The organism is Paeniglutamicibacter terrestris, assembly GCF_012271785.1.
GTDB lineage: Bacteria > Actinomycetota > Actinomycetes > Actinomycetales > Micrococcaceae > Paeniglutamicibacter > Paeniglutamicibacter terrestris.
In genome coordinates, this window is sequence record NZ_JAAWVT010000010.1 from 29,963 (window position 1) to 53,802 (window position 23,840).

Annotated in this window: 27 protein-coding genes; 17 read left to right on the forward strand and 10 right to left on the reverse strand. The window is 61.1% G+C overall.

The features are described from left to right. Positions 1-165 (forward strand): hypothetical protein, encoded by a 165-nt coding sequence (locus HED64_RS16570; RefSeq protein WP_168153098.1) that lies wholly within the window; start codon positions 1-3, stop codon positions 163-165. Positions 166-237: 72 nt separating this feature from the next. Here HED64_RS16570 and HED64_RS16575 read toward each other — a convergent pair whose 3' ends face one another. From HED64_RS16575 to HED64_RS16590, 4 genes are all read right to left on the reverse strand, one after another. Continuing rightward, a complete protein-coding gene (locus tag HED64_RS16575; RefSeq protein WP_210149862.1) occupies positions 238-1,377 on the reverse strand; it encodes a hypothetical protein in 1,140 nt (379 codons plus the stop codon). Positions 1,378-1,648: 271 nt separating this feature from the next. Then, the gene (locus HED64_RS16580) at positions 1,649-2,551 is read right to left on the reverse strand and encodes a diacylglycerol/lipid kinase family protein (protein WP_168153099.1); all 903 of its coding nucleotides are present in this window, start codon (positions 2,549-2,551) and stop codon (positions 1,649-1,651) included. Continuing rightward, entirely contained in the window at positions 2,548-4,122 is a 1,575-nt protein-coding gene (locus HED64_RS16585; RefSeq protein WP_342590754.1) for a glycerol-3-phosphate dehydrogenase/oxidase, read from the reverse strand. The genes HED64_RS16580 and HED64_RS16585 overlap by 4 nt, the downstream gene beginning before the upstream one ends. Further along, positions 4,119-4,727 carry a TetR/AcrR family transcriptional regulator gene (locus tag HED64_RS16590; RefSeq protein WP_168153100.1) on the reverse strand — a complete coding sequence of 203 codons (609 nt, stop codon included), beginning with the start codon at positions 4,725-4,727 and terminating at the stop codon, positions 4,119-4,121. Before HED64_RS16590 ends, HED64_RS16585 begins: the two co-directional genes overlap by 4 nt. A gap of 17 nt (positions 4,728-4,744) precedes the next feature. Here HED64_RS16590 and HED64_RS16595 point away from each other — a divergent pair, with 17 nt between their 5' ends. The 6 genes from HED64_RS16595 to HED64_RS16620 all read left to right on the forward strand — a co-directional run bounded on the left by HED64_RS16595 (position 4,745) and on the right by HED64_RS16620 (position 10,232). Beyond that, positions 4,745-6,466 (forward strand): FAD-binding oxidoreductase, encoded by a 1,722-nt coding sequence (locus HED64_RS16595; protein WP_168153101.1) that lies wholly within the window; start codon positions 4,745-4,747, stop codon positions 6,464-6,466. Then, entirely contained in the window at positions 6,463-7,296 is an 834-nt protein-coding gene (locus HED64_RS16600) for an SDR family oxidoreductase (RefSeq protein WP_210149864.1), read from the forward strand. Before HED64_RS16595 ends, HED64_RS16600 begins: the two co-directional genes overlap by 4 nt. Before the next feature lie 137 nt (positions 7,297-7,433). After that, on the forward strand, positions 7,434-7,874 hold the full coding sequence (locus HED64_RS16605) for a MarR family winged helix-turn-helix transcriptional regulator (RefSeq protein WP_210149866.1): 441 nt from the start codon (positions 7,434-7,436) through the stop codon (positions 7,872-7,874). A gap of 121 nt (positions 7,875-7,995) precedes the next feature. Then, positions 7,996-8,418 carry an organic hydroperoxide resistance protein gene (locus HED64_RS16610; RefSeq protein ID WP_168153102.1) on the forward strand — a complete coding sequence of 141 codons (423 nt, stop codon included), beginning with the start codon at positions 7,996-7,998 and terminating at the stop codon, positions 8,416-8,418. Further along, positions 8,411-8,899: a DoxX family protein gene (locus HED64_RS16615; protein ID WP_168153103.1), complete on the forward strand. Its 489-nt coding sequence runs from the start codon at positions 8,411-8,413 to the stop codon at positions 8,897-8,899. The genes HED64_RS16610 and HED64_RS16615 overlap by 8 nt, the downstream gene beginning before the upstream one ends. 187 nt (positions 8,900-9,086) lie before the next feature. Then, complete coding sequence (locus tag HED64_RS16620; RefSeq protein WP_168153104.1) at positions 9,087-10,232, forward strand: thermonuclease family protein; 1,146 nt, start codon at positions 9,087-9,089, stop codon at positions 10,230-10,232. A 100-nt stretch (positions 10,233-10,332) separates the two neighbouring features. On the opposite strand, the gene HED64_RS16625 is transcribed toward HED64_RS16620, so the two are convergent. After that, the gene (locus HED64_RS16625; protein ID WP_342590755.1) at positions 10,333-10,806 is read right to left on the reverse strand and encodes a hypothetical protein; all 474 of its coding nucleotides are present in this window, start codon (positions 10,804-10,806) and stop codon (positions 10,333-10,335) included. A gap of 552 nt (positions 10,807-11,358) precedes the next feature. Between HED64_RS16625 and HED64_RS16630 the strand changes: the two genes are divergently transcribed. Both HED64_RS16630 and HED64_RS16635 read left to right on the forward strand, forming a co-directional pair. Then, entirely contained in the window at positions 11,359-12,477 is a 1,119-nt protein-coding gene (locus HED64_RS16630) for a thermonuclease family protein (RefSeq protein ID WP_168153105.1), read from the forward strand. Positions 12,478-12,714: 237 nt separating this feature from the next. Beyond that, positions 12,715-13,269, forward strand: a complete 555-nt coding sequence (locus tag HED64_RS16635) for a cysteine hydrolase family protein (protein WP_168153106.1) — start codon at positions 12,715-12,717, stop codon at positions 13,267-13,269. A 49-nt stretch (positions 13,270-13,318) separates the two neighbouring features. On the opposite strand, the gene HED64_RS16640 is transcribed toward HED64_RS16635, so the two are convergent. Beyond that, positions 13,319-14,185: a class I SAM-dependent methyltransferase gene (locus tag HED64_RS16640; protein WP_168153107.1), complete on the reverse strand. Its 867-nt coding sequence runs from the start codon at positions 14,183-14,185 to the stop codon at positions 13,319-13,321. Between the two features lie 47 nt (positions 14,186-14,232). Between HED64_RS16640 and HED64_RS16645 the strand changes: the two genes are divergently transcribed. After that, a complete protein-coding gene (locus tag HED64_RS16645) occupies positions 14,233-14,826 on the forward strand; it encodes a helix-turn-helix domain-containing protein (RefSeq protein ID WP_168153108.1) in 594 nt (197 codons plus the stop codon). A gap of 38 nt (positions 14,827-14,864) precedes the next feature. Here HED64_RS16645 and HED64_RS16650 read toward each other — a convergent pair whose 3' ends face one another. Beyond that, positions 14,865-16,088, reverse strand: coding sequence for an MFS transporter (locus HED64_RS16650; protein WP_168153109.1), 1,224 nt, complete (start codon positions 16,086-16,088; stop codon positions 14,865-14,867). Between the two features lie 303 nt (positions 16,089-16,391). Between HED64_RS16650 and HED64_RS16655 the strand changes: the two genes are divergently transcribed. Both HED64_RS16655 and HED64_RS20095 read left to right on the forward strand, forming a co-directional pair. Next, a complete protein-coding gene (locus HED64_RS16655) occupies positions 16,392-17,609 on the forward strand; it encodes an amidohydrolase (protein WP_168153110.1) in 1,218 nt (405 codons plus the stop codon). Between the two features lie 158 nt (positions 17,610-17,767). Then, positions 17,768-17,893 (forward strand): hypothetical protein, encoded by a 126-nt coding sequence (locus HED64_RS20095; RefSeq protein ID WP_255556954.1) that lies wholly within the window; start codon positions 17,768-17,770, stop codon positions 17,891-17,893. A 121-nt stretch (positions 17,894-18,014) separates the two neighbouring features. Here the strand turns inward: HED64_RS20095 and HED64_RS16660 are convergent, their stop codons facing one another. The 3 genes from HED64_RS16660 to HED64_RS16670 form a co-directional block, all read right to left on the reverse strand. Further along, positions 18,015-18,899 carry a uracil-DNA glycosylase family protein gene (locus HED64_RS16660; RefSeq protein ID WP_168153111.1) on the reverse strand — a complete coding sequence of 295 codons (885 nt, stop codon included), beginning with the start codon at positions 18,897-18,899 and terminating at the stop codon, positions 18,015-18,017. 179 nt (positions 18,900-19,078) lie between these two features. Beyond that, a complete protein-coding gene (locus HED64_RS16665) occupies positions 19,079-19,720 on the reverse strand; it encodes a uracil-DNA glycosylase family protein (protein WP_168153112.1) in 642 nt (213 codons plus the stop codon). A gap of 143 nt (positions 19,721-19,863) precedes the next feature. Further along, a complete protein-coding gene (locus tag HED64_RS16670) occupies positions 19,864-20,643 on the reverse strand; it encodes an SDR family NAD(P)-dependent oxidoreductase (RefSeq protein ID WP_168153113.1) in 780 nt (259 codons plus the stop codon). A 135-nt stretch (positions 20,644-20,778) separates the two neighbouring features. Here HED64_RS16670 and HED64_RS16675 point away from each other — a divergent pair, with 135 nt between their 5' ends. The 5 genes from HED64_RS16675 to trmD all read left to right on the forward strand — a co-directional run bounded on the left by HED64_RS16675 (position 20,779) and on the right by trmD (position 23,810). Next, on the forward strand, positions 20,779-21,324 hold the full coding sequence (locus tag HED64_RS16675; RefSeq protein ID WP_342590756.1) for a TetR family transcriptional regulator: 546 nt from the start codon (positions 20,779-20,781) through the stop codon (positions 21,322-21,324). Between the two features lie 230 nt (positions 21,325-21,554). Next, entirely contained in the window at positions 21,555-21,962 is a 408-nt protein-coding gene (gene rpsP, locus HED64_RS16680; protein ID WP_132357900.1) for a 30S ribosomal protein S16, read from the forward strand. A gap of 3 nt (positions 21,963-21,965) precedes the next feature. Beyond that, a complete protein-coding gene (locus tag HED64_RS16685; protein WP_132357898.1) occupies positions 21,966-22,205 on the forward strand; it encodes an RNA-binding protein in 240 nt (79 codons plus the stop codon). 241 nt (positions 22,206-22,446) lie between these two features. After that, entirely contained in the window at positions 22,447-22,992 is a 546-nt protein-coding gene (gene rimM, locus HED64_RS16690; protein ID WP_168153115.1) for a ribosome maturation factor RimM, read from the forward strand. 5 nt (positions 22,993-22,997) lie between these two features. Then, positions 22,998-23,810, forward strand: a complete 813-nt coding sequence (gene trmD, locus HED64_RS16695) for a tRNA (guanosine(37)-N1)-methyltransferase TrmD (protein WP_132357894.1) — start codon at positions 22,998-23,000, stop codon at positions 23,808-23,810. Positions 23,811-23,840: the final 30 nt, after the last annotated feature.

Below are 23,840 nucleotides of genomic sequence, written 5' to 3' on the forward strand. Positions count from 1 at the left end.
ATGTACAACAACCCAACGATCCCCATGGCCGCAGGCGCCGGTTCGGCGACCCTCGCGATGACTGGTGCGGGACAAATATTCTGGTTCGCCCTGGCAGGCTTCGCCATGCTGGCCCTCGGCCTGGCCATCAAACGGATCGTCCCGGTCCGCGCGCGCAAGTCCTAGGTACACCACTGGCTCTTGATGGCGCCGGGAACCGTAGTCAATTGACCAGCGATTCCCGGCGCCATCAGCGGGTTAAGACACCGGAGCGGTGGCCGCCGAGTACTTGGACACCGTCGTGTAACCGGTCTTGGAACCCGTGACGCGGACCTTGATGGTGTCCCCGGCATCGATGGCCGCGAGCTTGTAGGTCTTGGCGGTGGCCCCGGAGATGGCGGCTCCCGAGCGGTACCACTGGTACTTCAGGGTGGTGCCCGAGGTCCAGGTGCCGGGGTTCGCGGTGAGCGTGTTTCCGGTGATAAGTGTCCCGCTGATTGTTGGTGTCGGCGCGGTGAGCGTACTTAGGGGAGCATAGGAGAAGTCGCGGATGACCACCGTCTCGGGCGCAACATGCAACGGGTCACCGCCGCCTCCGCCGGTGACCCACAAGTTAAAGTGGACGGCTTCCTTGGCCGGAATCGGAACCGTGGCGCCTTGCATAACGGTTCGCTTGAGTAGCGTCCCGGTGAAACCCGTGCCGGCATAGGTCTCAAAGGTTAACTTGGATGGTTCCCAGAAAAGCCGGTGCGTCGTCACCACATTGGTCGTGGTGGGAAAGGTGATGGTGCTATTTCCCTCGCCCGGTGGCAGCAAGGCATCGAACCAGTAGCCGTGGCCTTGGGTCACCGGCCAGTTCTCGCCATAGGCTCCGCCACCTCCCCACGCGGACGCCTCGCACAGATCAATTTCGTTGTAGCCCGGATCCGCCTCGGGGTCGTAGGTGAATAGGCATCCCCAGACGACTTCGGGCTGCAGGGCGCTGACGTTCTTGGCGACGGTGGTGCTGTAGGTTCCATAGCCGAAACCCTCCCGCGTTGACTGGATCTCCGCGCCGGCCGGCGCCGAGCCGGTGGGGTTGGACAGCTTCAGGGTGACATATCCGTTGGCATCCGGGCTGCTGACATTCGCCGGATCGAAAGCACCGTTGAACTGCGGTCCCCCGCTCCAGAAGCGCTTCTGCCAGTTGAAGCCCTTCCATTCAAAACTGCCGACCGGTCCGGGATCCTCCGCCATCTGCACGGTCACGGCCGCCCGTGCAGGAATGGCGCCCATCGCTAGGCACAGGCCGGCGGCCAGCAGCAGGCTGAGTGCGCGTGGGCCCGTGGCCCAATGCCCCCGTCCGGGAGGGAGCACTGGGAGTTTCTTTGGGACCAGCGCATTGACCGTTCGTGACATGGCAAGACCTCACTTTTTTCATTACCGGAGACCACCGTGGCCCCGTGGCTGGCGCTCCGGGTCCCGCCCGATGCGCCGCAAGGATTGGGCAGAGGCCCGTTCCCGTCGCCGCACGTCCCACCCAAGGCGTGCAACTCCTCGATTATCTTTCATGTCCCCGCGAACTGATGCGTGACACGAGGTTCTTCCCCGGACGGGACGTGAAGACGCTCCGTGGCGCATGCTCTGAGTGGACATCGAAAGGTTGTGGACTGCCCATTCTGCTGCGGGCTCAGGTGAAAACCGGGGAATTTTTTGGCACCAGCACCTTGAGGGCTGCGGGCAGGATCGTGATCGTTGCCGGCAGCCGGCCGATATTTTCTCCGTCGGCAAAGATGTCCAACGGCTTGCTGGCGTCGATGGTGATCACTCGGCCGCGGGTGAAGGAGACGTTTTCCTGGCGCAAATGGGTGCCCCGGTAGGAGCGCAGGAAGGTCAGGACCACGCCCATGATGCCGGCCCTGCCCAGGGTGACGATGTCCAGCAGGCCGTCGTCGACCGTGGCCTGCGGACAGATGCGCAGCCCTGCGCCGTACTGCCCGACGTTGCCCACGGCGACAAACCAGCCCGGAACGCTGCTTCTCACCCCGTCCACCTCGAGCGTGAACGTGACATTGCGCCATTCGGCGAACGCCCGCAGCCCGCCGTAGAGATAGACGAATGGTCCGAGGTTGATCCGTACTCTGTTGCCGTAGTCATTGGCCAGCGCGTCGAAACCGACGTTGGCGACGCCTAAGTATGGACGGCCGTTGACCAGCCCCAGATCCATGTCGCGCACCACCAGCTGCGAAAGGCCCCTGACGGTCCGCACCGGGTCCAGGCCCAGACCGATGCGGCGGATCGTGTCGTTCCCACGGCCCCCAGCCAGAGGCAGCAGCACGGCTCCGGATTCTTTGGCTCCGGCGGCCGTTGCGCCGAGGAACCCGTCCCCGCCCAGCGCCGCTATCAAGGATCCGGGTGCCGCTGTGCGTGCCCTCTGCGTGGCTTCGGTAAGGTTTTCGGTCAGGTGCACGGTGGGGGTGTATCCCGCCGCGTGCAGGGCGGCGGCGGTTTGCTCCCAGAGCCTGCGGCCGCGGCCGCGGCCCGAGGTCGGGTTGACTAGTAGCAGGGCGGGGCCGGGGGCGGGAGGCTTCATTCGGTGGTTCCTGTGGCGAGTTGGGTGTCGGCGGCCAGAGCCAGGATTTCAGCGGCGCGGCCGCGTGCCCTATCCGCGTCTTCGGGAACGAGGGAAAGCCGGGTTCGGCGCTCAAGTAAGTCTTCGAGGCTTGTTGCAGCCTCAGCGCGGATGGCGAAGAGTAGTTCGGCCCCGGTGATCTGTGTGCCGGTAAAGAGCGGTTCGGCCAGCAGGCGGTGTGTTCCAGCGAGCTGGTGGACGGCCGGTGCCTCGGTGCCGTATTTGGCAAGCAGTCGTGCCGGTGCCTCCAGGGTGGCCAGCGTGGCGCGCGGTGCGGCGCCGATCAGCGGAAGCTTCTTGGTTCGGCTCGGAGTGGAGCTTCCGAGTCGAGCGGCGGCGGCGTCCACCGCGTCCTGCGCCATGCGGCGGTAGGTGGTGAGTTTGCCGCCCACCACGGTGATCGCTTCTCCGGGGACATCGCGCACCAGATGGTTGCGGGAAATATCGGAGGTGGGATCGGTTTCCCCGGGCCCGGAGGAGCGCACCAGCGGGCGCAACCCGGCAAACGAACCGACCACGTCGGAGCGTTGCAGCGGGACACCAAGTACCCGGTTGATGGTGCCGAGCAGAAAATCGATGTCGTGCGTCGGCACGGCGGGGTGGTGGCCGTCCGCGGCGCGGTCCTCCTCATCGGTGAGCCCGATGTACACCACGTCATCGGGCTGGGGCAGCACAAATACGTACCGGCCGAAGTGCCCGGGCACCGCCACGGTGTGTGCTGCATGCGGGTTGCCCAGGCGTTCGGCGCGGACAACCAGGTGGGTGCCCCGGCTTGGGGTCATGGTCAGTAAAGGATCAAAATCCGCTGCCCATACACCCGCCGCATTGATGACCGTGCGGGCGTGCACCGTCATGGCCTCACCGGTGCGGGTGTTGCTGGCCGCTACGGAGGTAGCGGTGATAGCGGTGGCGTGCACATCGCGCAGAACGTGGGCGCCAAGCCCGGCGGCGGTGCGCAGAACGCCCATGACCAGGCGGGTATCGTCGATGACCTGGCCGTCCCAGTAGAGTAGCCCGCGGCGCAGCCCCGGGTTATCCAGCGCCGGCGCCATGGCCGCGACGGCCTGTTTCGAAAGTAGTTGGGGCCGAGGCATGATACTGCTGCTCAGACCCGAGGCTCGGCGCAGCAGATCATAGAGTGCCACACCCACCGCGGCCGCGGCGGTTTCGGTGCGTTGGGTGCCGACGGTGTCCGGGATGATGAATCCCAGCGGGCGGATCAGGTGCGGGGCGATCGAATCCATGAGCCAGCGCCGCTCCATCGCTGATTCCCAGGCCACCGAGAAATCGCCCCTAGCCAGATAGCGTAGACCGCCGTGGATCAGTTTGGAGCTGTATCCGCTGGTGCCGGAGCCGAAGTCTTTGGACTCGAGTAATGCCACGGAGAATCCGCGACTCACGGCGTCCAATGCCACCCCGGCGCCGGTGATTCCGCCGCCAATGACCGCTACATCCACGGTGTGTGCGCGCAAGTGCTCCAGCGAGTGGAGCCGGGTGGCGTCGTTGATCCAGGTCTTATCCCCGGGGCTCACGATTCGACTCCTGCCGTAGGAGCAGCGGAGGGTGTGAGGTGGCGGGTGATCATCGTTTCGAGCTCCACGAGCGATTCTTCGAAGTCACCAGTCTTACGCAGCAGTCGAGCCGAGAGCGCCACACCTTGCAGGGCGAGCAGCAATGTTGTGGCGGTAGCGGGTGTCGCCCGAATACTCTCATCCGCCAGCCCAGCGGTTATCAAGCCCTGGAACTCATCAAGGATCAGTTGCTGGCTCGCACCAAATCTGTCGGTCACATAGGGGATGAGGAACTCGGGGTCACGCTCGGCAATGGAGTCTAGAAGTTCGGAGGTGGCAAAGACGCGCACGCAGTGAATGGCGAAATGCACTAACTCGTCGCGACCGGTGCCAGTGGGGGAGCTCGAGCGGACATCGGCAGCGACGGTGCGGAACTCCCGGGTCAGGGTGGCCAATACCGCGTTTTCAACCGAGCCCATGCGCCGGTAGAAGGTCATGCGGGAGACCCCTGCCCGTTCGGCAATATCGTTGGCGGTAGTCCGACGTACCCCGTGGCGGACTACCGACTCGCGTGTGGCGATCAGGAGCTTGTCATCGCCGGGGCTACTGGTACGTTGTGACGGCATGTGTAACACTGTATCCCATGGTGACGCAGAACACAGAGGAGATTCCCCGCTCGGTTTGGTACGGGTGGGGAGACCCCTCTCGAGCCCGGCCGCTGACTGAGGGTGCCCTCGAATACCTGCGCACCACCCTGGGCCTTCACAGTGTGGATCTCTCCCATCCGCCCGTTGACTTCGCTGAAGTACACGTTGGCGAGGGGCATCTTGATGGCGAAGTACTGGAGGAATTGCGCGAGCTGCTCGGGGACGCTCACGTTTCTACTGACCAAACCGAACGTCTACTCCACTCGGGCGGCAAGAGCACCCCGGACCTGCTGCGCATCCGCGCCGGGGACGCGCGGCAAGCACCCGACGCGGTGCTCTTCCCCGGCAGTGAGACGGACGTCCGTCGGATTCTGGAATTGTGCGTTCGGCGGCGTCTGGCCGTGGTGACCTTTGGCGGCGGCACCTCCGTGGTCGGGGGCGTAGAACCCCTGCACGGGCAGCTCGAGGGTGTGCTCACGCTGGATATGCGGCGCATGGACAAATTATTGAAGTTCGATGGGCTCTCGTGCACCGCTACCTTTGAGGCGGGCATCCGGGGACCGGCGATCGAGGCAGCACTGGAACCGCTGGGCTTCACGCTTGGTCACTTCCCACAAAGCCATCAGGAGGCGACCCTGGGTGGCTACCTGGCAACACGTTCCGCCGGACAAGCCTCCACCGGTTACGGCCGCTCCGATGATGTGGTCAAGTCCGCGCATGTAGAAACCCCTGCGGGTCCGCTCGACGTTGGCTCGCTGGCCCCCGGAACCGCGGCCGGGCCGAAGCTGCTAGATGTGATCCTGGGATCCGAGGGCACTCTTGGCGTGATCACCTCCGCCACCGTAGTCATTCAACCGTTGCCCCAACATAAGAGTCACGGCGCGTGGTCTTTCCCGTCGTTTGCCGCCGGGGCCGAGGCCCTGCGGAAGCTGCGCCAGGAGGGTGTCCGCGGGGACATGCCCCATGTCTGCCGGCTCAGCGATACCGACCAGACCGCAGCGACCTTCAAGCTCGGAGGTACCAAGACCGCGGTTCTGGCCGCGTACCTCGGGCTGCGCTCTCAGCAAAGTCCCGCGCTGGCTCTCTTTCTGTGGGAGGGAGAAGCTCGGGAAACGGCCGCCCGCCGGCGGCGCAGCGCGAGGATCCTGCGCGCCGCCGGCGGGATCCCGCTCGGTCCCATGCCGGCGCGGGCCTGGGAACGCGGGCGCTTTTCCGGACCCTATCTGCGTGATGAATTGCTCACTCGCGGCGTGTTGGTTGAGACCCTAGAAACTGCCGCCACGTGGAGTCAACTCCAGAGCACCTACACCGCGGTGCGCGGCGCGATCCTTGACGCGCTGGCGGCCAACGGCGGTTCCGGATATGTGCAGACGCACATTTCCCACGTCTACCCCGACGGCGCCTCGCTCTATTTCACCTTCCTCGGTGGCTTGGAGCGCGATGGGCTGGCACAAAATGCCCGTGTCAAGAAGGCGGCCTCCGCGGCCATCGTCGCGGCCGGGGCCACCATCACCCATCATCACGGGGTGGGCATCGAGCACGCCCCCTACATGAGCTCAGAAATCGGCAGGCTGGGACTTGAGGTGTTAAGAAGGATCAAGGAAAGTCTTGATCCCACGGGCATCATGAATCCCGGAAAGCTCATCCCCGCAGCTACTGCCGAGGCACCGGCCGTCGGGGAAGCTTCCAGTGCATCACCACAAAAGGAGAAACCATGAACCAAAGCATCGGAACCTTGGCCGGATCAACGGTGTTGATCACCGGAGCGGCGATGGGCATGGGCAGGATGTATGCCGATCTCGCGGTACGTGATCACGCCAGCCATGTCATTCTCTGGGACATTAATGCCGAGCAGCTCGAGAAAGCCGCGGCTGAGTTGAGCGGTCAGGGCAGTGAGATTCACACACAGGTAGTAGACGTGGGTCGGCTCGAATCCATCGAGGCGGCCGCCAGTCAGGTGCGCAGCGGCGCCGGGGCGCCGGACGTGTTGATCAACAATGCGGGGATTATTCGCGGTAAGTACTTTTGGGAACACGACCAGCGCACTGATATTGCTGCGACCATGAATATCAATGCGCTTGCGCTGATGCATATCACTCGCGAATTCCTTCCTGCCATGATCGAACGCGGGCGCACCTCACGGATTGTGAATGTCGCGTCGGCCGCGGGGCTGCTTTCGAACCCAAGGATGAGCGTGTATTCCTCCTCCAAGTGGGCGGTCATCGGGTGGAGTGACTCGTTGCGTCTGGAGTTGGAGCAGGCGGGGCATCGGCACATCAAGGTGACGACATTCTGTCCCTCGTATATCAAGACCGGAATGTTCGAAGGAGTGCGTGGTCCACTATTAACTCCTTTGCTTGAACCGAAAGCTGTGACCGACCGAGTGTGGCAGGCCATGAAGGATGGTCAGCCCATGCTGATGATGCCCTGGACGGTGAAACTGAGCACCGCATTGCGCGGTGTGTTGCCGGTTGCCGCCTGGGACGTGGTGGCGGGGCGGGTCTTCGGGGTTTATAAGTCCATGGAGCACTTCACTGGGCGCCGCTAAACAACGTTTTTGACATCGGAGATGCCGGGGTCCCGGCTGGGGCCAGATGAATGCCCCAGCCGCGGGTGGTGGACTCGGGAGTGAATCCCAAGAATACTAAGTTGTGCACAACTTAGTTGTGTGCAATGATAATGAACATGTCAGTTGTTGATGAAATGGTCTGCTTTTCCCTCTACTCGGCCACGCGCGCCACCACGAGGGCATACACCGAGCTATTGGCCCCATGGGACCTCACCTATCCGCAGTACCTGGTATTGGTTGTCCTTTGGCGTGAAGGCGAGAAACCGGTACACGAACTGGGGGACATGCTCCAGCTCGATTCCGGGACGCTTTCGCCACTATTGCGCCGAATGGAAGCCAAGGACCTGGTGGCGCGTCATCGTGCTTCAAAGGATCAGCGGATTGTCACCATCGCTGCCACGGCCCGTGCCGATGCACTGCGCGAAGAACTCGGGCACATCCCCGGGGTCATCGCACGCTGCACCGGACTGCCTGATCTGGCCGCCGCCCGCGAGTTGATCAGCACACTCCAGCAACTGACTACCACCATGCGCAATGGTGTTCCGGCAGGTAATTGAATACCTGTTTACACTGCGCCGCTGTGAACCATGGCTGAAAAGTAGCCGTTTGATCAAGAACCAACCACTAACTTCAGCGCCACGCGCTGAGCAAACCATCAACCGCTGAAAGGCAAACGCCATGAACACTCTTTACACAGCCGAAGCACTCTCCACCGGCCAGGGACGTGAAGGACGAGTCTTCACTTCCGACGGTACCCTCGACGTGGCCATGACTCCACCGAAGGAATTGGGTGGCTCCGGAAACGGCACCAATCCAGAGCAGCTCTTTGCCGCAGGCTTTGCTGCCTGCTTCCATTCGGCATTGCAGCTCGTTGCTCGAACTCAAAAGGTCAAGGTGGAGAATTCCACCGTCGGCGGCCGCGTGCACTTCGGGCAACTAGAAGCCGGCGGCTACCAGCTGGCCGTTGAGCTCGAGGTCATCATCCCGGACATGCCCCACGAACAAGCTCAGGCTCTCGCCGATGCGGCACACCAGGTCTGCCCCTACTCAAATGCGACCCGTGGCAACATCGAAGTAACGGTTCTGGTCTCCGATGATTAAGCCTTCCGGGAGGTGGGTCCACTGGCTCCGAACGGCCAGTGGACCCACCTCCTGGCCGCGCTCGATCATGCGCATCCTGCTGGGTATATTCCTCTTAGCCGCCGGGACAAGTCATCTTTCGATTGCGCGAGCCGAATTTCGGGCGCAGGTTCCGGAATTTGTGCCGTTGAACGCGGATCTGGTGGTCCTAGGCTCCGGAATAATCGAGATTCTTCTGGGCCTGGCGCTGCTAATTCTTGCCCGGTGGCGGGTGCCCGTAGGCTGGGCGGTTGCGCTGTTTTTTGTTGCCGTGTTCCCCGGGAACGTGGCGCAATGGCTTCACGGGCGGGACGGATTTGGACTGGATACCGATGCGCAGCGGTTCATCCGACTCTTCTTCCAGCCGCTGCTGATCATCCTGACTTTATGGTCCACCGGAGCCTGGCGAGATCGAAAACGCGTTGACGAAGATGACTCAACTGGACCTGCCACCGGGGCGTAGCCCACGACCCAATATCTGAGGCTTCGCCGGCATCGTTTTATCCGACCCCTGCTTCTGCCGTTCCGGTCTCGAAAAGCCTGACTGCTTGTTGGAAAGGTGTGTCTATACTTGGCTCCAAGACGTGGGGATCGAAGAATTGCATCGGGGGAAATTAATGCGCGTGCCGCAGCGTTCGGGGCAGCTATCCGTGAGCCATTTCGGGAAGATGGTTCTATGTCTGGCCGTCGTGTCTCTGGCCGCAACAGCCTGTACCCAGGTGGCGCCGCCGCGGGCCGACGGAAGCGACGGTGAAGCCACGATCATCCGCGTCATTGACGGCGATACGGTCGTGGCCGCTGTGTCTGGAAAAGAAACCACGGTTCGACTCTTGAACATTGATACCCCCGAAACTAAGGCGCCAGATCGGCCCGTGCAATGCCTAGGCAACGAGGCAACCACATTCACCGAGTCGTTGCTGCGACCCGGTGACAAGGTAAACCTCGAGTACGACGTCACCCGCCTAGATCAATATGGGCGCACGCTTGCCGGCGTATATAAGGATAAGAGTTTGGTAAATGCCGATATCGCCGCCGCCGGGCTCGGGGTGGCGGTGCTTTTTGAACCCAATGATCGGTTCTACGCAGAGGTGCTGGCTGCCCAAGAAGAAGCTGAAGAGAACAGTGCGGGTCTCTTTGCAACGAACATTGAGTGCACGGTTCCGGCCATGGCAGACACTGCGGTGGAGGGTCTGAGCGCACTGTCCGATACCGTCCCCGCTACCGCAGCGGATGTTGACTCGTCCTTGACCGTTGTTACTGCCGCCATCGCGGTGGGCAAAGCCAAGAGCAAGACTCTCGGGGCACTCGCGGATTCTTCTGACGTGGCTGCCTCAGCCGTCTGGGCGGTGAAGAAGGTCAGCTATACCGCGTTGATCAATTCCGGTATGGAGCGAGCAACAACAATTAGAACCAAACTCGTTGCCAAACAAGCGGCGCTCGTAGAGGTCAAAAAGGAAAAGGCTGCGGAGGCAGCTCGGACCAAGGCCAAAGCAAAGGCCAAAATTCAGGCGAAGGCCGAAGCTCAGGCCAGGGCCGAACGCATAGCGGTTGCCCAAGCGGAAGCCGAACGCACCGCGGTGGCGAAAGCCGCAGCTGAGCGCAAGGCAGCAGCTCAGCGGGCAGCCGAGCGCGAGGCCGCTGCGGCACGAGCGGCCGAACGTCGTCGTCAGGCGGCGCCACCAACGACGTACCGAGCGCCGGTGAAAGAAAAGAAGGACAGTGGTGGTTCATATCCTGGATATACCGGACCACGTTGTTATGCACCCGGCGGCCAAAGCTGGAAACCTTGCACATAAGGGTGTTTGATTTCCGTTGTATTCAGCGTTCCGCCGAGTGCAGTTCCTGTAGCCGGTGGATTCACGCCATCAAATTGCTCAATTGTCGCTCGGTACTCGCTTAATCTTTGTAGAGCAGTGCCAACGGGGCCACCTCCACGAGTTCGCGGGCATGCGCGATCAATACCGGATCAAGCGCTACCAGTGCATCAGCTTGGAGTCGCGTGATGGCCAGATATTCGGCGTGGTGAAGACTCTCCCACCCCTGCTCTTGCGCCATGTTCCAGGCGGTTCGCCTCGATACCCTGTCGCCTAGGAGGCGAATCTTCAGTGCCGTGCCACGCTCGTGAGCTTCCAATGCCTGAGCCTCGCTCATCAATCCAGCGCACACTCGCTGGAACAATAGCTCGAGGTGAGCCGAACGGATCGAGTTCGGCGCCACTAGTTGATGGAGCGGATCCACTGCGTTTCCACCATCGGTCAAGGCCAGCAACGCCAAGGGGTCGATTACAAATCGCGTCATGCGCTCAAGGTAGCACCGCGTCGCGCACCAGCCCAGGTTTAACAGGTACGCCCGAGCGACATTGATATTCACTTCACGATCCACCGCCGTGAAGCATCGTGGATTTGCCCCAGCCCGGTGCGTCAGAACCTGGTTAATGTGTGCGTTGAACATCAGAACTCTCGTATCCAACTAATTTCCTCCACTGCTCTACCGAGCGGGGCGAAGATACCGCAAAGCGCGACCTAGAATTCACTGTCAAGAAAATCCACCGCAGCGACGTAGTCAGGCTCGCTGATTCGGTCCCGCCCGGCGGGAAAACGACGTGTCACGGCGCCCCTTAATACGAAGTCAACCTTCGGCCTGACGGTTCACCAGCATCATGTTGTGAGCGTTAAGCATTGTGCAATGCATCATGAAGGTGGCTGCGTTGTCACTTCTCAATGTCTGATTTTTGGTTACCGTCAGGTAAGAAAACTGCTGGTGTCACACGGGAACCACGGAGGATTCTTGTTGGTCACCGTGAATCCGGTACGGGGAAATGTTTATATTTCTCCTGCGTCGGAGGGGTGTTCAAGGACGCCGTTGTGACGCTAGACTGTTCGCTTGTTCGCTCATACCTTCAACCTATGTTGGGAAATAGCTTTGCTCGCGCAATCAAAAATGGCCTTTGGGGCTCAGGGTCGACTGGTCACGATAGCTGCCAGCGTGCTCGCCTTCGGCCTCATTGCCACGGGTTGTACGCAGACTCCATCGCAGGCGAAGGACTCGGATCAGGTCCATACGATTGTCCGTGTGATCGACGGTGGCACCGTCTTGGCCAACGTATCTGGCATAGAAACCACCATTAGACTTTCGAACGTCGACACACCCGCTCCGGCGGCAAAGAAGCAGCCGGCCGAATGCCTGGGTGCCGAGGCTGCGGCGTTTACCAAGACCCTGCTCGCCCCCGGGGACGTTATTAAACTTGAGTATGACGTGAACCGACTGAACCCATTAGGGCAAACACTTGCCGGGGTTTACAAGGGTGGGAAACTCGTCAACGCTCAGATTGCCGCCGGGGGCTACGGCGTGGCCGTCACCTATGAACCCAACGACCGATTTTACGATTCGGTCAACAAAGCAGAACAGAATGCTAAAAAGGCTTCCAAGGGACTGTACGGCAAGGTCGCTAAGTGCACCGTCGCTTCCCGCGTTGCCGATGCGGTGGCTCAGCTGAATGCCCTGGATCCGAAGATACCATCATCATATTCCGAGGTTGAGAAGGCCTTGGAAAAGGTGAACAAAGTTATCGATCAGGCCAAGGCCAAGGCCGTTGAGCTGCGCTTGCTGGATTCCACGGGCGATATCGTTAGTCGGGCCATTTGGGACGCTCGAAAGTCTACCGACGAGCCGGTGATCACCGCGGCAGTCAAGCGAGCCACTGACATCGCGGACAACCTCTCTGCAAAACAGGCCTCGATCATTCGGGCCCAGAAGGCAGCAGAAGCTAGGGCCAAGGCAGCAGCTGAGGCCCGAGAAGAGGCGCGCCAAGAAGCACGTGACAAGGCCAAGGCCAAAGCCAAGGCGGAAGCCGCTGCTGAAAAGAAGGCTGACGAAGCAAAGGCTAAGGCCGAAGCGAAAGCTAAGGCCGAGGCAAAGAAGAAAGCCGAAGAAGCCAAGAAGAAGGCTGAAGAGGCTAAAAAGAAGGCTGCGCTGGAGAAGAAGAAAGCTGCCGAGGCTCTCAAAAAGAAAGCTGAAGAGCTGAAGAAAAAGCAAGGTTAATCAAGTCTGGCGCCGTCTCGTCCTCGGATGAGCGCACCGGATGATCGTGAGCTTAACAAATCCCGCACCCCGTTCCACCTCGGCAGTTCTGTCCGAGCAGTGAAACCGGGTGCGGGATTTTTTATGCTTAGATCCGGTTTCACGATGGAGAATGCTCGGGGTAGGTATTCCATATCGTCGTCACCGACGCGTAGGTTAGATTCTGCAAAGCAAAAGCTCGTCAGCAAAGGACTAACAGTGAGCACCTTTACCGATCGATTCAACACCGCACTTTTGGTCATCGATGCACAGACGGACGTGCTCGCCGACGGCTACCTCCGCGATGAGACCATCAGCAACATCCAGTTGTTGGTGACCCGGGCCCGAGAGTTGGGCGTGCCGGTCATTTGGGTGCAGCATTCGGATGACGAACTCGTACTCAACAGCGAAGGCTGGAAGATCGTCCCCGAGTTGTCGCCGGCGGAGTCCGAAGAAATCATCAACAAGTTGTACGGTGATGCCTTTGAAGCCACTGCTCTCGAATCGGTGCTGTCAAAAAATGGGGTGGGCAGGCTGGTCGTTAGTGGCGCACAATCCGATGCCTGCATCCGATCCACAGCCCATGGAGCGTTCACGCGCGGGTACGACGTCACCCTGGTTTCCGATGCACATACCACCAGCGATATGACCGAATGGGGTGCTCCACCTCCGGAGATGGCTATCTCGCACATCAATCTCTACTGGCAATTTCAGGGTGCACCCGGTCGCACTGCCAGCGTTTCCAGTGCCGCGGAGATCAACTTCGGGGCCTAAACCCCACGTTGATGCCAGGGGCCTTAACTACCTGATCCCCGCTGGCCAGCTATTTTCGTCGTGCTACCCAGACCGTTCGGCTGCCGCGCATCATTAGGTCGGTGCGTTTGCCCAGTGAGTGAGGAGCGCGCTCATCCAATAATTGATCCACTGCACTGAGATCGTCCGTAGTGAGATGATCGTTGAGGGACTCACGCGTCCGTGACAGGAAGGAGCGGGCGGCGTCGGCGATCAGCTGCTGATTTTCCGATTGTTCGTAGCTGAACGTTTTCTGCTCGGCTACAGTGAATCCGGCCTGTTCGAGGGCTGGGCGCCAGTCAGGGTGCGCATTCCAACCCAACGCCGCTGCTACATCGTGGCAGCGCTGCTCAAGACCTGGGACACCCCACCCGAGATCGTCGGGCAGGTAGCGTGGCAGGCTGTCCATTTCAACGACTACCAATAGACCATCGGGAGCCAAGCTCTGGTAGATGTCGCTAAAGGTCCGAGAAGCATCTGACATGTGGTGCATAGAAGATGCCGCCCAGATCATGTCCAGCTCACCCAGGGCCGGCCAGGATTCGTCAAGATCTGCCTGCCGTGTGGTGACTCGACCCTCCAGCCCGTGACGAGTCACCGAGGCGGCCAATCGGCCAAGCATGTATTCGGAGATATCTAACGCCGTGACGGTGGCCCCCGGGAAGGTATGTGCCAGAGCAAATGTCCCTGTTCCGGTACCAGCGCCAACATCGAGTATTCGTTCGGGAGTGCCGGCTAGGGGTTTGGTCCAGTCAAGGATTTCTTGCAGATGACCCTTGAGTACTTGGGCATCTCGATCGAGCATTTCCGCCATCGCTGCGTCGTCTGAATGCGGGTGTGTCTGGTGGTTCGACGGTGCGTGCTGGTGCTGGTGCTGATGTGGGTGGTGTGAAGTCATGGTTCCAGCATAAGCATGTCGTGCGTAAATGGCATACACTTTTGCGTATGACGCAAGAAGTGACCATGGATACGGTAATTCGGCAGCGCCTCAAGGGACTTCGGCTGGCCAAAGGGTGGTCTTTGGACGCGCTAGCGGCGCGTTGCTATCTGAGTGCCTCGACGTTGAGCCGCATCGAAACGGGCCACCGCAGGATTGCCTTGGACCAACTCGTGCCGTTGGCCAAAGCCCTAGGCACCACACTTGACCAACTCGTGGAACCAACCGCGGACGAGGACGTGGTGATTCGACCCGAACCCGAACATCAACCGGGCATCACCACCTGGCTGCTCTCGCGGGAACATTCCCATGACGGTAGGGCCGTGGCCAAGATGCGCATCACTCCGGAGCGCTCGCTTGAGAACCGTGAACTGAGTGTGCACCCCGGTCGCGAGTGGTTTACCGTGCTGACGGGAACCGTGTCACTGCTGCTGGGCGAACGCACCATTTTGGTACACGAGGGCCAAGCTGCCGAGTTTTCAACGATGGTCCCGCACCGCATCGGCGCGCATCGTGGGCCAGTGGAGATCTTGACGATTTTTGACCGTGAGGGAGAACGTGCCCACTTACCCGGTAGCCATGCAACGGCCCTCGAGCAGTAGCTGCAGGCGTTGGCCCGCGGCGTGTGAGGCCTAGCGGCTCAGGCCGCCCGGATGCGTCGACGTCGGCGTAAGACGAGGTAGAGACCCAGCATCACGCTGAGCGCGTAGATGCCCGCAACGACCGTCCAGCCCAGTGTGAAGCCGCCGGGTGAGCCAACAATCGTTCCCATGACCAACGGGCCAATGGTGAATCCGCCGAATTGACCGGCGGACACCATCCCTGAGGCCATGCCCATCGACGAGGAAGGGACGCCGCGCACCACCGCGGCCATCAGCACGACCGAAACGCCCAGCGCCGATGCGCCGTGCATGGCCACCGCCAGCCACAAGAGCGCCGCGGAATGGATAGCGCCGGCAGCCAAGAAAACTCCGGCCCCGGCGAGCGCCAGGGTGGCAAGCAGCAATAATAGTGGCGGGGCAGCCATGCCACGGGACATCATTCGGCCCCAGCCCACGCGTGCCGCCACACCGATGGCGCCAGCCACCGCTGCGGCCGCACCGCCAAGCACCAGAGAGAAGTTCAGTTCACGCACCGCATAGAGCGAGAGATAGATGTTCGTGGCTTGTACGCCCATGCCGTTGATGAAGCCGAAGGCTGCCAGTGCCCAGATGGTGAACCTGATGCTGGTGGGGGCAGCTGTCGGTAACCCCGAGGCTGCCGAATCCACTGAGATGGGTGTTGGCGGCAGCAGCGGGACGGCACTGAGTACTCGCAGTGCGATCACACCCAGTAGTATCGCGACGACCGCGCCCACTCCGCTGGCTCCGCGCCAGCCGATCCAGGCCGCCAGCGCCGGGAAACCCAGGGAGGCGACCAGCTGGCTCACCTGCACCCCGGATTGTTTAATCCCAATCCAGCCAATCCGTCGGTCAGCCGGTACCCGTTGGGCCAAGATCCGATTGGTCACCCCATTGGGAAAGGACTGGGCAAGCCCGGCACAGCCGGAGGCCACCAGTAGCAACACGTAGCCGCCGGGAATCATTGCCAGCACTAGGGCCATGCTAGCTAAGGCAAAGACCAAGACCAGTAGACGAGAATCGGGCTGCCTGTCGGTGAAGCGGCCGAACACCGCGTTGCCGATGGCTCCGGCTCCGAAGCAGACAGTGGCAATGAGGCCAAATTGGGCCTCGCTAATGGCCAGCTCGGTGATGACCAGTTCACTCACGGAGCTCAATCCGTAGGTCAGCAGGGGGCCGATGCCGACTGCCACCAGCAAGATAGCCAGCAGTGAATATCCGGGGTGTCGAGCAGCTGCCTTCATCTAGGCTCTTCGCTCCTGATAGGGGTAGATTCCGGGGACCCGGGGCTGATCACCAGTGTTTCATGTCGCGAGAGGTGAAGTGGAACCGTATGACGGGCAGTGGCGCCCCGGGCACGTACCAGGGGCGCTCATGCACCAACAAACCCAGAAGAACGGGGGAGCATGCCCATGAAGTTGCGGCCCCGGGCCGATTGAACCTCGCAAAAACCGGGCTAATCGTCGAATGACCTCAAGGTATCTGGCTCGCAAAGCGACACGCGCTAATTATTTACGCATCGCCTACGCCGGGCATAAGCTCGTTTAATGAGCATTGACGTCGAAAGCCTATATCGAGACCTGCACACCAACCCCGAACTTTCCTTTCAGGAACATCGCACCGCAGCACTGGTGCTTGAGCACCTGACCGCGCTGGGGCTAGAGGTTCAAAGTGGCATTGGCGGCACAGGGGTGGTTGGTGTCCTGAAGAACGGCAGCGGGCCAACGGTCCTGCTGCGTGCCGACATGGACGGATTGCCGGTACTTGAGGCCACCGGCCTTGACTACGCCAGCGCTGCCATCGGTACCGACGCCGACGGCCAGCCCGTCCCGGTGATGCATGCCTGCGGCCACGACGTCCATGTCACGTGTCTGCTCGGTGCCGTCGAAAAGATGGTCGCCGAGGTCACGACCTGGTCCGGGACGTTGATAGCGCTCTTCCAGCCTGCCGAGGAAGCCGGCGGTGGAGCTGCGGCGATGGTGGCGGACGGGCTCTATGAGAAGGTGCCGCAACCGGACGTGGTCCTGGGCCAACACGTTGCGCCTTTCCCCGCCGGTTGGCTCGGCCTGCATGCCGGTGTTGCCATGGCCGCAGCCGATTCGCTGAGCATCACACTGCACGGTGTTGGTGGCCACGGTTCGCGTCCCGAAACCACCGTCGACCCGGTGCTTTTAGCCGCTGCTACCACCATGCGCCTGCAGGGCATCATTTCTCGGGAACTTGCGTCAAGTGATCAGGCGGTGCTGACGGTGGGGCAGCTTCATGCCGGCACCAAGAACAACGTCATTGCCTCCGACGCTACCCTTGGATTGAGCCTGCGCACCTTCGATGAGGGCGTGCGAGCCACGGTTCTTGGAGCCATCGAACGAGTCGTCAACGGCGAAGCCGCGGCATCGGGATCACCGCGTCAACCGGTGATCACGCTGGAGGATCATTTCCCCATCACTTTTAATGAGCCCGAGGCCTCTGCGCGAGTGGCAGCGGCGCTCAGTGCACGTTTTGGCGCCAACAATCTTATTGACCCGGGACCGGTTTCGGGCAGTGAGGATGTGGGAGTACTGGCCACGGCCGCGAAGGTTCCACTGGTGTACTGGTTATTGGGTGGAGCTGATCCGGAATTGTTCGCTGACTATGCCACGACCGGGCGGATGCCGGAGAACGTACCCTCGAATCACTCGCCGTATTTTGCCCCGCTGATCCAGCCGACGTTGGACGTGGGTATCGATGCGTTGGTTACGGCGGCGCGTGTCTGGCTGGCCAATTAGGAACCAGTTTGCCCCCGGTATGAGCCGCAGCCTTGAGCCGTGAGCGGATTCCGGTGGCTCTGGCCCGCCGCATAGGAATACAGCGTATGGTGAAGCCGTAGGGGTACTTTCCCCTAAAACGTGGGAATGCAGAGCATTCCCGGCTAGGACGGCACAACATGTCGAAGTCACCGCGCAAGGCAGAAACCAAGAAACCATCGAAGTCGATCAAGGAAAAGCGCGCCGAAAAGCGTACGAAGGCCGGGGAAACCATTCTTGATCCCGTGCGCAAGGTTTCAAAGTAGTCGCGAAGCTCCGTGGCTAGGACCATCGGCCACCACCCAAAGCTTATGAAAAATGCCTGTTTGGGAAGGAAGGATCCTTCCCAAACAGGCATTTTTTGTCTCGGGGTGGGACCCTGAGCCCTTAGCGGATACCCGCGCCGCGATAAACGCGGACCCATGTATCGGGGCTGACGCCCAGTGCACGGCGCGCCCCGGCAACGTCCACCGTCAGGGTCACCCGCCACTCGGGGCTCGGCTGGTAGGCCTTGAGCAACGGGCCGTGTAGCGTTTGGTTGCCATCGCTGACCTCAATGACGCGGCTCAGGTGCTCCGGTCCCAAATCTTCGGCGCGCACCATCGATTCACGGCGGGGCCCCATAGGACCGCGCGGTGCGCGGACGATCGAGCGGGCCTCACGCATGGCTTCGGAGCGCCGAGCGATGCGCTGTTCGCGCTGCGCCGCGGTGCCGCTCAATGAGAGCGGGGCCGGCGAGAAGCTGGGGATGGCGGTGATGCGGGTAATCGCCTGGGGGTACTTTTTGGTGATCTTGGCCCAGAATTCTTCCGGACCCTTTCCCATGAGAATGACAGCACGCAGGTTGGGCACCAGTCGTAGCATTTTGCTCATGGGCTCAAGCCCGGCGGTCATTTCTGCGCCGGTAAGGCGTCCGGAAGCTTCTTCGCTGCGGTACCAGGGGTAGGCGTGTGCGACGAGCACCTCCTTGGCGTCGATGTTCGAGCCTTCCAGCAGCGTGGTCAGGGCCTCGGAGGCGACATTGTCATCCTCGGTGGAGACGAGGTCTTCGCCCTCGGAGGGGCGTTGCTCAGCATCGGGTGCCGGCATGAGGCACAGGATGGTGGCGTCGGTACCGCCGTTGAGGGGTGCGAAATAGGGTACGGAGCCGGAATTCTCTGGTGTAGCTGCACGCAGGTCCTCAACGAGGGAGTTAAGTGGTGCAACGTGTTCGGCCCACAACTCCGATTCCTGCGAGTGCCTGAAATCGGGGTCAATCATCTTGCGGGGCATGAAATTCTTTCATGAATATTTCGAGGGAGGGGAGCCCTAAGCATGGCACGGCTGGACGGCAAATCGATAGCCCCGGGGCCCTGAGGTAGCGGGGGTCACGTGAATCTGCGTTTTTCCCGGTGAAGTGGGCACCGGTTGATTCGATTTTTAGCCCCTGTGCTGTGCCCGTTAGCGATACCTTATGAGGCTGGAGCGTGGAGGTATTGGGCAATTGCCGCCCAGACGCGTTTTTGTTCCTCGCGATCAACGGTGCGCTTGGCACCGAGCGGGTGAAGCGAACGAACGATGTGCACCCGGGGGTGCTCCGCCTGAAGCTGGGGGAGTACGGCGTCCGCTGCGTCCTGTGCCTTGCGGCCCAGGAGCAAGAGCATCTTCAGATCCCGCATCAGTCCCATGACCTCCAACAGGGCATGGCCTCCGGCGAGAGCCTGCTCGGGTGTCAGGTCTCGTTTTGGATCAAGCCGGGGCCACGGGTAGCCGTTCCAGTGGCAAAAGTCCGTCGGGCTGATATCAAATTCTGTCATCAGATGGCGTTGGCGGTCCGCTGCCCGGTCCGGGTTCCTGATGCACATGAAGCTGGTCTCTTCGCGTGGTTCTCCCGCGTCGTTGAGCACGATGAGGGCCGGTGCGTTGATCCCACCGTGCCAGGGCGCGGCAAGCGGCAAACGGACGCCGTCGTGGTGTGTGCGCAGGGACTCAATGAGCTGATTTATGGGTGCCACATGAGGATCGTTTTGTCCGGCGAGCTGAGTGCCCCAAAAGGGGTCGCCGGCTTGGGCGCGCTTCCAGTGATCTGCCGGTGCCATGCGTGCCTCGTTCATCGTTCTTTGATCCCTGGGATGACGGTCTCAGCCAGGAGCAGGAATCGAATATACCAAGGTGCGCTGGTTGCGGCCTGCGAAACCAGCGCACGATGGGTGGGCCGTCACCGGCAGAGGTGAGGCCGCGAAATTTCGGGTGATGCTCAGATAGCGGACCAGCCGCCGTCCGAAGGCAGGATCACACCGTTGAGGTTGGTGCCGTCGTCGCTGAGCAGGAACGTGATGGAGGCTGCCAGCTCGTGTGCCGCCACAGGGGCGGGAATGATGGTGCCCATGATGGGTCCCAGAACTTGCTGGGCGTGCACCGAATCCATGGGTGCCTCGATATTGGTGATCGTTGCACCCGGCGCCACGGCGTTAAAGCGTAGGCCGGCCTTGGCGTACATGACGGCCGAGTTTTTGGTGATGCCAACGACCGCGTGCTTTGAGGCGGTGTAGGCAACGCCCGCCGCCGAACCGCGGATCCCTGCCTCCGAAGCGATGTTCACCACCGAGCCGGTGCCCGCCGCGAGCATGAGCGGGACGACCGCACGGCTCAGGCGCAGGATGGAGGTGACATTGACGTTGAAGACACGTTCCCAGGTGGAGTCCTGGATTTCGTGGATTGGTTCAAACTTGTCCATGATGCCAGCGACGTTGGCCAGGCCGTGAACGGTACCTTGCGTCGCGGCAATCACCTTCGCCACCACCTCTTCGCTGGTGATGTCGCCCGCTACAGGTAGCAGATCCAAGGTGGGGTGTTCGTTGATCAGTGCATCAAGGCGTTCGGCGCTGATGTCGGCCGCGATGACTTTTCCGCCCTCTTTGGCGATGCGCAGGGCTGTGGCTTGGCCGATACCCGAGCCGGCGCCCGTCACGATGATGGTCTTACCCGCGAAGCGTCCGGGGGTGATCTGTTCCTGCCAGGTGGTTTCGGTACTCATGCTGTGGTCCCTAACGTATAAAAATATTTATGACACACCTAGGTTATGACACTCTGTGTCATAACTCAATGGTTCATACTTGTTGATATGCCAGAGCAGACGCAACGACCATCACTCCGCGCGTCAGGACGCCCCGTGACCATTGATCCCGAAGCTGTCGCGCGCCAAGCCCTCGAGCTTTTTGCCACCCGCGGTTACGACGCCGTGTCGATGGCGGAAATTGCTGCCGAAGCCGGGATTGGACGCAAGAGCCTCTATCGATATTTCGAGAGCAAGGCCGCGATTGTCTGGGGAGGCGCCCTGGGTGCGTCGGACGTTTCGGATCGCGTGCTTGAAGAGTCGGTGCGAAACGGTGTTGCAGTTGAGGTGGGATTGCTGGCCTCCACCGCTGCCATCGTGGATTCACTGCCAGACCTCGAGGTGACTCGCGGACGCCTGCGCTTGATATCCGAACATGCCGAACTCATGGCGCAATCACCACTGATCTTCGAAGAACAGCGCGGGCGGGTCGAGGATTACCTCGTGCAATGTGGGGCGCCGCAAGAAGAGGCGCACTACTTGTCGGTGGCATATTCCACCGTCAATTTCGCCGCATGGATTCGTTGGGCGCGCGGTGTTGAAGACTCGCCCGTTAACTGCCTGGCTCGGGCGCTGGAAGTTCTGCGTTTTCCGCAGCAATAAATGACCTGCTTTGACCCGGTGTCGCTGGCGATTACGACACGGCCACAGACGTGATGCCCCGGTGGTCTCCGGAAGCCGAAACTTTCTGGCATAATAGACAAGTACTCGATTTGATGTGGCCCCTCTTTCCGCGTTAAATCCTGTCCTTTTGAAGATCTGCGGTATGGCCCGCCCCACGGGTGCAGAAACAGAGCTTCGCACACGTTGAGAAAACAGGAGTGACCACTACCGTGGCCGTTAAAATTCGTCTGAAGCGTTTCGGCAAGATGCGCGCCCCTTACTACCGTATCGTCGTCATGGATGCGCGCTCCAAGCGCGATGGCCGTGCGATTGAAGAAATCGGCAAGTACCACCCGACCGAAGAGCCTTCGTTCATCGAGGTCAAGTCCGATCGTGCACAGTACTGGCTCTCTGTCGGCGCACAGCCGACCGAGCAGGTTGCCGCTATCTTGAAGATCACCGGTGACTGGCAGAAGTTCAAGGGCCTCGAAGGCCAGGAAGGCACCTTGCGCGTCAAGGAAGCCAAGCCTGCTTTCGTTATCCCGGAGAAGGGCTCGGTCATCTTGCCCGAGGCCATCACCAAGAAGGCCGAAAAGCCTGCTGCCGAGGTTGAAGCAGAAGCAACCGAGGCTGAGTAACCAGTGCTCGTTGAGGCGCTGGATCACCTGGTTCGTGGCATCGTAGACACCCCCGAAGACGTACAGGTTGCGTTGAAGGGGAATCGTCGCGGTGACACCCTTGAGGTGCGAGTGCACCCCGAGGATCTCGGTCGGGTCATTGGTCGTCAGGGTCGCACCGCTAAGGCTTTGCGCACCGTGGTAGCCGCACTGGCGGAGGAACCGATTCGTGTTGACGTAGTCGACACGGACCGACGCCGGTAGCCAGCCTCACCAAACACGTTTGTGTAACTTTGGTCCCACCATCCGTCAAGGATTGTGGGACCAAAGTGGTTTAACGCCCAAAGTGCGACGCAACCGTCAGCGCTTCAAGGGGAGGTCTGTGCCCGCCCCCACGTAAGATTGACAATAGAAAGTGCCGGCGGGGATGCCCATCCCTTGAGGACACGCCCCGTGCCGGTCATTCTTGGCACACCCCACCAATTTGTATTCAAGGAGAAAACGCATGCGCCTCCAGGTCGCCCGCATTGGCAAGCCCCACGGTATTCGCGGCGAGGTGACCGTCCAGGTGCTCACCGATGCACCCGAGGATCGTTTTGCGCCAGGTGAAGTATTTGAGGTTGAACACCCCACGTTCAAGACGCTCACCGTCGAGGGCGCGCGCTGGAACAAGGAAATTCTCCTGCTGGCCTTTGCCGAGCTGCTGGACCGCAATGCCGCCGAGACGGTCCGTGGCGCCAAGCTCTTCATCGAGACCGAAGAGGTCGAAGACGAGGGTGAGGGCTGGTACGAGCACGAACTCGTGGACCTCGAAGCCCGCGTCGGAGCGAACGTGCTCGGCAAGGTTTCCGCGTTGCGTACGGGCAACGTTCAGGACCTCTTGGTCATCAAGACCACCGATGGCGAAGAAGTCTACGTCCCGTTTGTGGAGAGCATCGTCCCGGAGGTAAACATCGAGGGTGGCTACATCCTGATGACCCCGCCGGCTGGTCTCTTCGAGATCAACCGCGAAGACGGCACCGAGACCGACGCTCCGGCCCAGGAAGCCTAGGCCCCATGCGCATTGATGTTGTCTCGATCTTCCCCGAGTACCTAGCAGCCCTTGATCTGTCGCTGATCGGCAAGGCCCGACGGGAAGGGGTGCTAGATCTGAACGTGCACGATCTGCGCGACTACACCTCGGACCGCCACCGCACCACGGATGACACCCCCTACGGTGGTGGCGCCGGCATGGTGATGAAGCCGGAACCCTGGGGCGCGGTGCTTAACCGCATCGCCACCGAGTCGCCGGTTGTCCGGACCACCGGCGAGAAGCCGATCCTCATCGTCCCCTCACCGGCCGGTGCGGTCTTCGACCAGGACATGGCCTACGACCTCGCCGAAGCACCACACCTAGCGTTCGCCTGCGGACGGTATGAGGGAATCGACGAACGCGTCCTGGAATTCGCTTCCGAAGCCTTTGACGTCCGTCCCATCTCCATCGGCGACTACGTGCTTAATGGGGGAGAAGTAGCAGTCTTGGCCATGGTTGAGGCGATCGGTCGACTCATCCCCGGCGTCATTGGTAACCCCGCCTCCTTGGACGAGGAATCGCACTCCGATGGATTGCTTGAATACCCGGTGTACACCAAGCCCGATACGTGGGAAGGCCGCGAGGTCCCCGAGGTCTTGCTTTCCGGACACCACGGCAAGATCGCGCGCTTCCGCCGAAACAAGCAGCTTGAACGCACCGCCATCCGACGACCGGACATGATTGTTCAGCTGGATGGATCCACGCTGAACCGCCACGACCGCGACACGCTCTGGCACAACGGCTTTGCCGTGGTTGAGGGACACATCATTCCCAAGGACCAGCTCGATCAAGACTAGGTTCCACAACGAACCATGAAGGCTCCCGGC

Bases quoted from the DNA above. Each gene is read 5' to 3' on its own strand.
- HED64_RS16610 (WP_168153102.1), top strand. From the start codon at position 7,996: ATGAACACTCTTTACACAGCCGAAGCACTCTCCACCGGCCAGGGACGT.
- HED64_RS16670 (WP_168153113.1), bottom strand. From the start codon at position 20,643: ATGAGTACCGAAACCACCTGGCAGGAACAGATCACCCCCGGACGCTTC.
- HED64_RS16595 (WP_168153101.1), top strand. From the start codon at position 4,745: ATGGTGACGCAGAACACAGAGGAGATTCCCCGCTCGGTTTGGTACGGG.
- HED64_RS16645 (WP_168153108.1), top strand. From the start codon at position 14,233: ATGACGCAAGAAGTGACCATGGATACGGTAATTCGGCAGCGCCTCAAG.
- HED64_RS16665 (WP_168153112.1), bottom strand. From the start codon at position 19,720: ATGAACGAGGCACGCATGGCACCGGCAGATCACTGGAAGCGCGCCCAA.
- HED64_RS16600 (WP_210149864.1), top strand. From the start codon at position 6,463: ATGAACCAAAGCATCGGAACCTTGGCCGGATCAACGGTGTTGATCACC.
- HED64_RS16605 (WP_210149866.1), top strand. From the start codon at position 7,434: ATGTCAGTTGTTGATGAAATGGTCTGCTTTTCCCTCTACTCGGCCACG.
- HED64_RS16615 (WP_168153103.1), top strand. From the start codon at position 8,411: ATGATTAAGCCTTCCGGGAGGTGGGTCCACTGGCTCCGAACGGCCAGT.
- HED64_RS16580 (WP_168153099.1), bottom strand. From the start codon at position 2,551: ATGAAGCCTCCCGCCCCCGGCCCCGCCCTGCTACTAGTCAACCCGACC.
- HED64_RS20095 (WP_255556954.1), top strand. From the start codon at position 17,768: ATGTCGAAGTCACCGCGCAAGGCAGAAACCAAGAAACCATCGAAGTCG.
- trmD (WP_132357894.1), top strand. From the start codon at position 22,998: ATGCGCATTGATGTTGTCTCGATCTTCCCCGAGTACCTAGCAGCCCTT.
- HED64_RS16655 (WP_168153110.1), top strand. From the start codon at position 16,392: ATGAGCATTGACGTCGAAAGCCTATATCGAGACCTGCACACCAACCCC.
- HED64_RS16570 (WP_168153098.1), top strand. From the start codon at position 1: ATGTACAACAACCCAACGATCCCCATGGCCGCAGGCGCCGGTTCGGCG.
- HED64_RS16590 (WP_168153100.1), bottom strand. From the start codon at position 4,727: ATGCCGTCACAACGTACCAGTAGCCCCGGCGATGACAAGCTCCTGATC.
- HED64_RS16660 (WP_168153111.1), bottom strand. From the start codon at position 18,899: ATGCCCCGCAAGATGATTGACCCCGATTTCAGGCACTCGCAGGAATCG.
- HED64_RS16640 (WP_168153107.1), bottom strand. From the start codon at position 14,185: ATGACTTCACACCACCCACATCAGCACCAGCACCAGCACGCACCGTCG.
- rimM (WP_168153115.1), top strand. From the start codon at position 22,447: ATGCGCCTCCAGGTCGCCCGCATTGGCAAGCCCCACGGTATTCGCGGC.
- HED64_RS16650 (WP_168153109.1), bottom strand. From the start codon at position 16,088: ATGAAGGCAGCTGCTCGACACCCCGGATATTCACTGCTGGCTATCTTG.
- HED64_RS16575 (WP_210149862.1), bottom strand. From the start codon at position 1,377: ATGTCACGAACGGTCAATGCGCTGGTCCCAAAGAAACTCCCAGTGCTC.